This is a genomic window from Streptomyces sp. L-9-10 (assembly GCF_004151105.1).
Lineage (GTDB): Bacteria > Actinomycetota > Actinomycetes > Streptomycetales > Streptomycetaceae > Streptomyces.
The window spans coordinates 39,314-50,997 of record NZ_PHRF01000027.1 but is presented as its reverse complement, the minus strand read 5'-3'; the positions used below and the strand labels follow the sequence as shown (position 1 = coordinate 50,997).

Below are 11,684 nucleotides of genomic sequence, written 5' to 3'. Positions count from 1 at the left end.
TGCTGAACTCGCTGGCCGGTGAGTTCGTGGACGCGTCGCTGCGGCTGACCGGTCCCGGCGGCCGGTTCCTGGAGATGGGCAAGACCGACATCCGGGAGACAGCCGACCTGCCCGACGGCGTGCACTACCAGTCCTTCGACCTCGGCTGGGTCGACCCCGAGGGCATCCAGCGGATGCTGCTCACGCTGGGCGAACTGTTCGAAATCGGCGTACTGGAGCCGCTGCCGGTGCGGTCGTGGGACGTACGCCGGGCGCGCGACGCGTTCCGCTTCATGAGCATGGCCAAGCACATCGGCAAGATCGTGCTGACCATGCCGCCCGTATGGAATCCCGAGGGCACGGTCCTGATCACCGGTGGTACGGGCGGTCTGGGCGGTGTGCTGGCCCGCCACCTGGTGGCCGAGCGCGGCGTACGGCACCTGCTGCTCACCAGCAGGCGCGGAGCGGAGGCCCCCGGAGCCGCCGAACTGGCCGCGGAGCTGCGGACCCAGGGGGCCGAGGTCTCGGTCGCCGCCTGCGACGTGGCGGACCGGGCGGCGCTGGCCGGGCTGCTGGCGTCCGTGCCCGCCGCGCACCCGCTGACGGCCGTGGTGCACACGGCGGGTGTGCTGGACGACGGCATCGTCGGCTCGCTGACCCCCGACCGCCTGGCCCGTGTGCTGCGTCCCAAGGTCGACGCGGCATGGAATCTCCATGAGCTGACCCGCGATCTCGACCTGGCCGCGTTCGTGCTGTACTCGTCCACCGCCGGTGTCATGGGCAGCCCCGGACAGGCCAACTACGCGGGAGGCAACACCTTCCTGGACGCCCTGGCCGCGCACCGCCGCGCCCATGGGCTGCCCGCGCTGTCACTGGCCTGGGGCGCCTGGGAGCAGGGCGTGGGCATGACCAGCACGCTGGAGGACCAGGACGTACGCCGGGTCAGCGGCGGCTCCGGAATGCCGCTGCTCCCGGTGGAACAGGGCCTGGCCCTGTTCGACGCCGCCACCACGAGCGACGAGCCGCTGATCGTCCCGCTCTCCCTCGGCGACGGCGCGATCCCCTCGGCGGCCGGTGTCCCGGCCCTCCTGCGCGGACTCGTACGGACCGGCCGCCGCGCCGCGAAGAGCGGAGCCGCCGGAGTGTCCCGCGCGGGCCTCGTCGAGCGGCTGGCCGCGCTGCGCGAGAACGAGCGGCCCCGGCTGCTGGCCGATCTCGTCCGCGCCGAGGCGGCGGCGGTGCTGGCGCACTCCTCGCCCGAGGCCATCGCCGTGGAACGGGAGTTCAGGCAGCTCGGCTTCGACTCCCTGACGGCTGTCGAACTGCGCAACCGGCTGGCGTCCGCCACCGGACTGACCCTGCCCGCCACCCTCATCTTCGACTACCCGACACCGGCCAGGCTCGCCGCGTACCTCCTCGATGAACTGGTCGGCGAGGACGACATCGCGGCCGTCACCGCGCGCGAGTCCCGCGACAGCGCCGACGCCACCGACGATCCGATCGCGATCGTCGGCATGAGCTGCCGCTTCCCCGGCGGCGTGGAGTCCCCCGAAGGACTCTGGGAGCTGGTGCTCTCCGGCGGCGACGCCATCTCCGGCTTCCCCGACGACCGGGGCTGGGAGGCCGACGCCTCCATCGGCGCGATCGAGGGCCAGGGCGGATTCCTGCGGGACGTCGCCGACTTCGACGCCGGATTCTTCGGCATCTCGCCGCGCGAGGCCCTCGCCATGGACCCGCAGCAGCGCGTCCTGCTCGAAGTCGCCTGGGAGGCGGCGGAACGCGCGGGCATCGCCCCGGCCACCCTGCGCGGCAGCCGCACCGGCGTCTTCGTCGGTGTAAGCGGCCAGGACTACGCCGGTCTTGTCATGCGGTCGAAGGACGACATGGCGGGCCATGCCACCACCGGCCTCGCGGTCAGCGTCGTCTCCGGCAGGCTCGCCTACGCGCTGGGGCTGGAAGGCCCGGCGATGTCGGTCGACACGGCCTGCTCGTCGTCGCTCGTCTCGCTGCACCTCGCCGCCCAGGCGCTGCGCGGTGGTGAGTGCTCGCTCGCCCTCGCGGGCGGTGTGACGGTGATGACCACCTCCGCGAATTTCGCCGGCTTCTCCCGGATGGGCGGACTGGCCGGGGACGGCCGCTGCAAGGCGTTCTCCGAGTCCGCCGACGGCACCGGCTGGTCCGAGGGCGCGGCCGTGCTGGTCCTGGAGCGGCTGTCGGACGCGCGGCGCAACGGACACCGGGTCCTGGCGGTCGTACGGGGCAGCGCCGTCAACCAGGACGGCGCCTCGAACGGTCTGACGGCCCCCAACGGGCCCGCGCAGCAGCGGGTGATCCGGCAGGCGCTCGCCAACGCCGGGCTCTCCCCGGCCGAGGTGGACGCGGTGGAGGCGCACGGCACCGGCACACCGCTCGGTGACCCGATCGAGGCACAGGCGCTGCTGGCCACCTACGGCCAGGACCGCGACCAGGACCTGCCGCTGCTGCTGGGCTCCGTGAAGTCCAACATCGGCCACACCCAGGCCGCCGCGGGCGCCGCCGGTCTGGTGAAGATGGTGATGGCGCTGCGCCACGGGACGCTGCCGAGGACGCTGCACCTGACCGAGCCGTCGAGCCATGTCGACTGGTCGGCGGGGGCCGTCGAACTGCTCGCCGACACCACCGCGTGGCCGGAGACCGGACGCGCCCGCCGGGCGGGCGTCTCGTCCTTCGGGATCAGCGGCACGAACGCGCATGTGGTGCTGGAGCAGGCGGGCACCGAGCGGCAGGCGGACGGGGCGGAGCAGGCCGGCCCGGACCGGCAGGCGGACGGGGCGGAGCAGGCCGGCCCGGACCGGCAGGCAGGCCCGGAGACGGACCGGGACAGCGCCGACAGCGCGCCGGTCGCACCCGTGGCCGTCCCGCGCGCCGTGCCGTGGCTCGTCTCGGCCAGGAGCGAAGCGGCGCTGGACGGACAGCTCGAACGGCTCAGGGCCTTCGCGCGGAAGCACCCCGAGTGCTCCGCCGTGGACGTCGGCCACTCGCTGGCGACGAGCCGTTCGGTCTTCGAGCACCGCGCGGTACTGCTGGCGACCGACGAGGGCGTCTCGGACGTCGCCCGCGGCCTCGCCACCGAGCGCTCATCGGCGGTGCTGTTCTCCGGCCAGGGTGCGCAGCGGCTGGGCATGGGCCGTGAGCTCTACGGCCGGTTCCCCGTCTTCGCCGAGGCGCTGGACTCCGTACTGACCGCGCTGGACGCCGAGTTGACGTCCGGGCCGGAGCGTTCGCCGCGTGACGTGATGTGGGGCGACGACGCGGAGGCGCTCAACGACACCGGCTTCGCGCAGCCCGCGCTGTTCGCGGTGGAGGTGGCGCTGTTCCGGCTGGTGGAATCGTGGGGTGTGCGCCCGGACTTCGTCGCCGGTCACTCGATCGGTGAGATCGCGGCGGCGCATGTGGCGGGGGTGTTCTCCCTGGCCGACGCGGCCCGTCTGGTGGCGGCCCGTGCCCGGCTGATGGCGGCGCTGCCGGCCGGCGGCGCGATGGTCGCCGTACGGGCCACCGAGGCGGAGGTGCTGCCGCTGCTGTCGGCCGGGGTGTCGATCGCCGCCGTCAACGGCCCCTCGTCGGTGGTGATCTCCGGCGCGGAGGACACCGTGCTGGAAGTGGCGGCCCAACTGGAGGCCCAGGGGCGCAGGACGAGCGGGCTCCGGGTCTCGCACGCGTTCCACTCGCCGCTGATGGACCCGATGCTGGACGAGTTCCGCACCGTCGCGGAGGGCCTTGCCTACGCCGAACCGTCCCTTCCCGTCGTGTCGGGACTGACGGGCGGACCGGCGCCGGCAGGCGAGCTGTCCTCGGCCGAGTACTGGGTACGCCAGGTCCGCGAGGCCGTGCGCTTCGCCGACGGGGTGCGCGCGCTCGCCGACCGCGGTGTCGGTACGTTCCTGGAGCTGGGCCCGGACGGGGTGCTCTCCGCGATGGCGCGCGAGTCCCTGCCCGCCGGCGCCGTGGTGGTTCCGGCGCTGCGCAAGGACCGTGACGAAGAAGCCGCGCTGGTCACCGCGGTGGCCCGGCTGCATGTCGCGGGCGTCGCCGTCGACTGGACCGGGGTCCTCGCGGGCACCGGCGCGCGGCAGGTCGATCTGCCCACCTACGCCTTCCAGCGCGAACGGTTCTGGCCCGAGGTGGTCGAGGCCGCGCCCGCCGACGGCACGGACCCGGCCGACGCGGAGTTCTGGGCCGCGGTGGAGCGGGAGGACCTGGAGTCCCTCGCGGCCGGCCTCGACGTGGACGGCGATTCGCTCGGGGCCGTACTGCCCGCGCTGTCGTCGTGGCGTAACCGGCGCAAGGCCCGTTCCACCGTGGACGCGTGGCGCTACCGGGAGAGCTGGAAGCCGCTGACCGTCAGCGGCTCCGCGGCCGCCCTGGCCGGCACCTGGCTGGTCCTGGCGCCCCCGGCACCGGTCGCCGGCGCGTGGGTGACCGCGCTGATCGACGGGCTCGGCCCGGCGGCCGTACGGGTCGACATCGACGCTTCCGACATCGACGCGTCCGGCGTCGGCCCGTCCGGCAGTCTGGTCGCCCGGATGGCCGAGGCCGCCTCGGGCGCCCCGGCGGAGATCACGGGTGTGGTGTCGCTGCTCGCCCTGGACGAGACGGCCGGCCCCGCCGGTGTGCCCGCCGGGCTGATCGCCACCGCCGCGCTCCTGCGCACGCTCGGCGACGCGGGGATCGCGGCCCCCCTCTGGGCCGTCACGCGCGGCGCCGTCTCACCCGTACGCTCCGAGCCGCCCACCAGTCCGGCGCAGGCCGCCGTCTGGGGCCTCGGCCGGGTCGCGGCGCTCGAACACCCCCGCCAGTGGGGCGGGCTGGCCGATCTGCCCGAGGAACTGGACGAGCGGTCCGTACGGCGGTTCCTCGCCGTCCTGGGCGGCCGGGACGGCGAGGACCAGGTGGCCGTCCGCGCCTCGGGCGTGTTCGGCCGCAGGATGGTGCCCGCGCCCGGCACCGAGGAGGGCGCCGGGTCAGCCGAGGAGCGGTGGCAGCCGTCCGGCACCGTGCTCATCACCGGCGGTACGGGCGCGCTCGGCGCCCGGGTCGCCCGCCGGCTGGCGAGCGAGGGCGTCCGGCATCTCGTCCTCCTGAGCCGCCGCGGCCCCCGGGCGCCCGGCGCCGAGGAACTGCGGGCGGAACTGACCGCTCTCGGCGCCCGGGTCACCCTCACCGCCTGCGACGCCGCGGACAGGGAGCAGCTCACGCGGGTCCTCGCCGAGGTCCCCGAGGACAGCCCGCTGACGGGCGTGGTGCACACGGCGGGTGTCCTGGACGACGGCGTGCTGGCAGGGCTGACGGCCGAACGGTTCGAGACGGTGTTCCGCGCGAAGGTCGCCTCGGCGCTGCTGCTCGACGAACTGACCCGGGATCTCGACCTGACGGTGTTCGCGCTGTTCTCCTCGGTGGCGGGCGCCGTGGGCAACCCCGGCCAGGCCAACTACGCCGCCGCCAACACCGTTCTCGACGCTCTGGCCGAGCGGCGCAGGTCGCTCGGTCTGCCGGCGACCTCGATCGCCTGGGGCGCGTGGGACGGCGACGGCATGGCCGCGCACGGCACCCACCTCGGCATGGCCGCCCACCAGGCGGACGGCGCCACTTCGAAGACAGGCTCCGGCGCGCTCGACCCCGCCCTCGCGGTCTCCGCGCTGCTCCGTGTCGTGGTGGAGCCCGAGCCGACCGTGGTCCTCGCCGACCTCCAGCAGCCGCGGCTGCTGAGCGCGCTGCTGAGTCTGCGCCCCAGCCCGCTGCTCGCCGGTCTGCCCGAGGCGCGCACGGCGCTGACCGCGGTACGGGAAGCGCGGCGGGAGAGCGAGTCGGCCGCGTCCGGGCTCCGTGAGCGGCTGCGCGCGGCGGCCGGGGCCGACCGGAGCTCCGTACTGCTCACCGTCGTCCGTACCCAGGCGGCGGCCGTACTGGGACACACCGGAGCCGACGCGATCAGGGGCGACAAGGCCTTCCGCGACCTCGGCTTCGACTCGCTGACCGCCGTCGAACTGAGCAACCGGCTCACGGAGACGACCGGTCTGGCCCTCCCCGCCGGCCTGGTCTTCGACTATCCGAACCCGCTCGCGCTCGCCGGTCATCTCCTCACCGAACTGCTCGGCGAGGAGGCCGGGGAGCGGACGGGCCCCGACGCCCCCGGCACCGTTTCCCCCGCCTCCGCCGAGGCCACCGACGACCCGGTCGTCATCGTCGGCATGGCCTGCCGTTTCCCCGGCGGCGTGCGCTCGCCCGAGGATCTGTGGCGGCTGCTCACCGAAGGCCGGGACGGCATCGCGGAGTTCCCCACGGACCGCGGCTGGAACCTCGACGTCCTCGCGGGCGACGGCCAGGGCCGCAGTGCCACGCGCGAGGGCGGTTTCCTCTACGAGGCCGCCGACTTCGATCCGGACTTCTTCGGCATCTCGCCGCGCGAGGCCCTCGCCATGGATCCGCAGCAGCGGCTGCTGCTGGAGACCGCGTGGGAGGCGTTCGAGCGCACCGGGACCGACCCGGCCTCGCTGCGCGGCAGCCGGACCGGGGTGTTCGTCGGCACCAACGGACAGGACTACGCCAACCTGATCCTCCGGGCGAACGAGGACGTGGAGGGGCACGCGGGCACCGGTCTGGCCGCAAGCGTCATCTCCGGCAGGCTCTCCTACGCCTTCGGCCTCGAAGGCCCCGCCGTCACCGTGGACACCGCCTGCTCCTCCTCGCTGGTCGCGCTGCACTGGGCCGCCCAGGCGCTGCGCGCGGGGGAGTGCTCCATGGCGCTGGTCGGCGGTGTCACCGTCATGTCGACCTCGACCAGCTTCGCCGGGTTCACCCGCCAGGGCGGGCTGGCCCCGGACGGGCGCTGCAAGGCGTTCTCCGACTCGGCCGACGGCACCGGCTGGTCGGAGGGCGTCGGCGTGGTGGTCGTCGAGCGGCTGTCCGACGCCCGGCGCGCCGGCCACGAGGTCCTGGCCGTGCTGCGCGGTTCCGCCGTCAACCAGGACGGCGCGTCGAACGGACTGACCGCCCCCAACGGCCCCTCCCAGCAGCGGGTGATCCGCCAGGCCCTCGCCGCCGGCGGGCTCACCCCCGCGGACGTGGACGCCGTCGAGGCCCATGGCACCGGCACCACCCTGGGCGACCCCATCGAGGCGGGCGCCCTCCTCGCGACGTACGGACGTGACCGCGACCCCGGGCTGCCGCTGCTGCTCGGCTCCGTGAAGTCGAACCTCGGGCATACGCAGGCCGCCGCGGGCGTCGCCGGTGTACTGAAGATGGTGCTGGCGCTCCGGCACGGCGAGCTGCCCCGGACACTGCACGTCAGCGAGCCCTCGACCCGGGTCGACTGGTCGTCAGGCGCGGTGGAGCTGGTCACCGGGCGGCGGGAGTGGCCGGAGACCGGGCACGCCCGCAGGGCCGGTGTGTCGTCCTTCGGGATCAGCGGCACCAACGCGCACGTGATCCTGGAACAGGCCCCGCCCGCCGAGCCGGTGGCACCGGCCCCGGCTTCCGAGGTGACGCCGGCCGCCGTGCCGTGGCCCGTCTCGGCCAAGAGCGAGGCCGCGCTGGACGCGCAGCTGGACCGGCTGCGCTCCTTCGTGGCGGACCGCCCCGGGCTCTCCCCGCTCGACCTCGGTTTCTCGCTGGCCGGGAGCCGGTCGGCCTTCGAGCACCGGGCCGTGCTCATCGCTCCGGGCGACGGCGCGTCCGCGGACCCGTCCGCGCCGCAGGTCGCCAGGGGAGTGGCCGGGGAACGGCCGACGGCGGTCCTCTTCTCCGGCCAGGGCAGCCAGCGGCCGGGAATGGGCCGCGAGCTGTACGAGCGCTTCCCGGTCTTCGCCGACGCGCTCGACTCCGTACTCGCCCATCTGGACGGCGAGTTGGACCGCCCGCTGCGCGAGGTGATCTGGGGGGACGACGCCGGCACGCTGAACCGCACCGCGTACACCCAGCCCGCGCTGTTCGCGGTCGAGGTGGCGCTGTTCCGGCTGGTGGAGTCGTGGGGTGTGGTCCCGGACTTCGTGGCGGGTCACTCGATCGGTGAGATCGCCGCCGCGCACGTGGCCGGAGTGTTCTCGCTCGCGGACGCGGCCCGGCTGGTCGCGGCCCGCGCCCGGCTGATGGAGGCGCTGCCCGAGGGCGGTGCCATGGTCGCCGTGGAGGCCACCGAGGACGAGGTACGGCCGCTGCTCTCCCCCGAGGTCGCGATCGCCGCCGTCAACGGACCCACGGCGGTGGTCGTCTCCGGCGCCGAGGACCAGGTCCTGACGACCGCGCGGCGCCTGGCGGACGGCGGACGCAGGACGAACCGGCTCCCGGTGAGCCACGCGTTCCACTCGCCCCTGATGGACCCGATGCTCGACGCGTTCCGGGTGGTCGCCGAGAAGGTCACCTTCGAGGAGCCCCGGATCCCGGTCGTCTCGAACCTGACCGGCGAGCCGGCCACGGCCGGTGAACTCTCCCGCGCCGACTACTGGGTACGGCACGTCCGCGAGGCGGTCCGCTTCGCCGACGGCGTACGGACCCTCGCGGGCAAGGGAGTCGGCACGTTCCTGGAGCTGGGCCCGGACGGCGTGCTCTCCGCCCTGGTCCGCGCGTCCGTACCGGACGACACGGTCGTCGTGCCCGTCCTGCGCAAGGACAGGTCCGAGGAACTGACAGCCGTCACCGCGCTCGCCCAGCTGCACGCGCACGGTGTCCCCACCCACTGGGCCGGGATCTTCGCCGGCACGGGCGCGCGCCGGGTGGAGCTGCCGACCTACGCCTTCCAGCGCGAGCGCTACTGGCCCTCGGTGGCACAGGCCGCGCCGGGCGACGCCTCCGGCCTCGGCCTGGTGGCCGCGGGACATCCGCTGCTGGGCGCGGCGATGACGGTGGCCGGCTCCGACGACGTGGTGCTGACGGGCCGGCTGGCGCTCCCCGCGCTCCCCTGGCTGGAGGCTCACCGGATCTCCGACGGGCCCGTGCCGCTGCCCGCGGCGGCCTTCGCCGAGCTGGCCGTACGCGCCGGTGACGAGGCGGGCTGCGGGCTGATCGAGGAACTGACCGTGGAGACCGGGCTGTTCGTGCCCGAGAAGGGCGCGGTACGGATCCAGGTACGGGTGGGCGCAGCCGACGGGACCGGCCGCCGCACCCTGGACGTGCACGCCCGCCCGGAGGCCGGACCGGATCTTCCGTGGATCCGGCACGCCACCGGCGTGCTGGCCGCCGGTGGCGGGGCCGCGGCACCGGACACGGAGTTCGACACCTCCCTCTGGCCGCCGGCCGGTGCCCAGGCCGTCGCGTTCGAGCGGGACGACGCCGGTCCGCGCACCGCCTGGCGGCGGGACGGCGCGGTGTTCACGGAGGTCGCGCTGGACGAAGAGGCCGGCGGCGCCGGCGCGTTCACGATCCATCCGACCCTGCTGGACGCCGCCGTCCGCGCGGCGGGACTGCTGGACGACGTCACCACGGCCGGGGACGTCGAAGCGTTCGCCTGGCACGGGCTGACCCTGCACGCGGGCGCCGCCACGGCGCTGCGCGTACGGCTGACCGCCACCGGCCGTGACACCGTGTCGCTGGCGGCCGTCGACGTGGACGGCGCGCCGGTGATCTCCGTACGCTCGCTCGCCCTGCGCCCGGCCGCCGCCGCGGCTCCCGTCGCGGCGGGAGCGGGCGGCGAGGCGGCCTCGCTGTTCGGCGTGGTCTGGGAGGCGGCGCCCGCCCCGGCGCCCGCCCCAGCGGTCCCCGTGTCCCCCGCCGGCCTCCGCTGGGCGGTCGTCGGCGCGGACCCGGTGGGCCTGGCGACCGCGCTGGACGCGGCGCGTACGGCGGACGGAGTGCCCGCCGTACGCGCCGGATCCCTGGCCGAACTCCTCGGCACCGAAGGGGTGTTGCCGGACCTCGTGCTGGCACCGGTCATCGGGGACCCGTCCGGCGCCGGGCCGATGTCCGCGGCACTGCGGACCACGACGGCCGCCGCCCTCGACCTGCTGCACGCCTGGTCCGCCGATCCACGGACCGCGCGGTCGCGGCTGGTGTTCGTCACCCGCCGCGCGGTCGGCGTCGGCGCCGAGGACGTACAGGACCTGGCCGCCGCCCCCGTATGGGGCCTGGTCCGCTCCGCCCAGTCGGAGGAGCCCGGCTCCTTCCCGCTGCTCGACCTCGACGACCTCGACGCCACCGATGTCCTGGGCAAGGCCCTCGCCGCCCTGCCCGGACTCCTGGAGGCAGGTGAGACCCAGGTGGCGCTGCGCGACGGCGCCCTGCGGGTCGCCCGGCTCGCCAGGATGCCCGAGAGCGGCGTCACCCCGCCGTCCGGCCGGGCCCGCTCGTGGGACCGTGACGGTACGGTCCTGATCACCGGCGGCACCGGCGGCCTCGGCAGCGCACTCGCCAGGCATCTGGTGACCGCGCACGGCATGAAGCACCTGCTGCTGGCAGGCAGGAGCGGCCCCGACGCGCCCGGCGCCGAGGAGCTGCGGGCCGAACTGACCGCACACGGCGCCGAGATCACCGTCGCCGCCTGCGACGTCGCCGACCGTACGGCGCTCGACGCGCTGCTGGCCGCCGTACCGGCCGCACACCCGCTGACCGCCGTGGTGCACACCGCCGCCGTGCTCGGCGACGCCACCATCGGCTCGCTCACCCCCGCGCTGATCGACCGGATACTGCGTCCGAAGGCGGACGGGGCCTGGGAGCTGCACGAGGCGACCCGCGAACTCGCCCCCGATCTGGCCGGGTTCATCCTGTATTCCTCGTTCGCGGGGATCACCGGAGGACAGGGACAGGGCAACTACGCCGCCGCCAACACGTTCCTGGACGCGCTGGCGGGGCACCGCGCCGCCCTCGGTCTGCCCGCCCTGTCGCTCGCCTGGGGCCCCTGGACCTCGGACACCGGGATGACGGGCACCCTGAACGACACCCAGCTGCGCCGGCTGTCCCGCTCGGAGCTGGCCCCGCTCTCGGTGGAACAGGGCCTCGCGCTGTTCGACGCGGCGAGCGCCCGCGACGACGTACTGGCCGCGCCGGTACGGATCGCGTTCGGCACGGGCCCGGAGACGGCATCCGCGACGGCCGAGGTCCCGGCGATCCTGCGCGGCCTGACACCCGCCAAGCGCCGTACGGCCGCCGCCCGGAGCCGTGCCAACGGTCTGACGGAGCGCCTGGAAGCGCTGGACGCGGGGGAGCGGGAAGCGGCCCTGGTGGAGCTGGTGCGGACCGAGACCGCCGCCGTACTGGGACACGCCACCCCGGACGCCGTCCCGGCCGACCGGGACTTCAGCCGACTGGGCTTCGACTCGCTGATGGCGGTGGAACTGCGCACCAGGCTGACCACGGCCACGGGGGTACGGCTCTCCGCCACGCTCGTGTTCGACCACCCCACGCCCCTCGCCGTCGCCGCGCATCTGACGCCGGCGCTGTTCGGCGCGGACACCTCCGGCACGGACGGCTCGCCGCTGGCCGCGCTCGAAAGGCTGGAGGCGGCGCTCACCGACGGCGAACTCGACGAGGTCACCAGGACCGGAGTCACCGGACGGCTGCGCAGGCTGCTCGCGCGGTGGGACGGAGCCGCCCCGGAGACCGGCGGGGCCGTGGTCACCGAACGGATCGAGGCCGCGAGCGCCGACGAGATCCTCGCCTTCATCGACAACGAGCTCGGCAGGTCGACGGATTCCTGACAGGGGCCCACTCCCTTCGCACGCGATACATCTGAGGAA

The 11,684-nt window shown here is 75.0% G+C and carries 1 pseudogene; it reads left to right on the top strand.

Annotated elements, in window-relative coordinates:
• Nucleotides 1–26: 26 nt before the first annotated feature.
• Nucleotides 27–11,645: pseudogene (locus tag CU044_RS06605) on the top strand (type I polyketide synthase); the annotation flags it as partial.
• Between the last annotated feature and the right edge of the window lie 39 nt (nucleotides 11,646–11,684).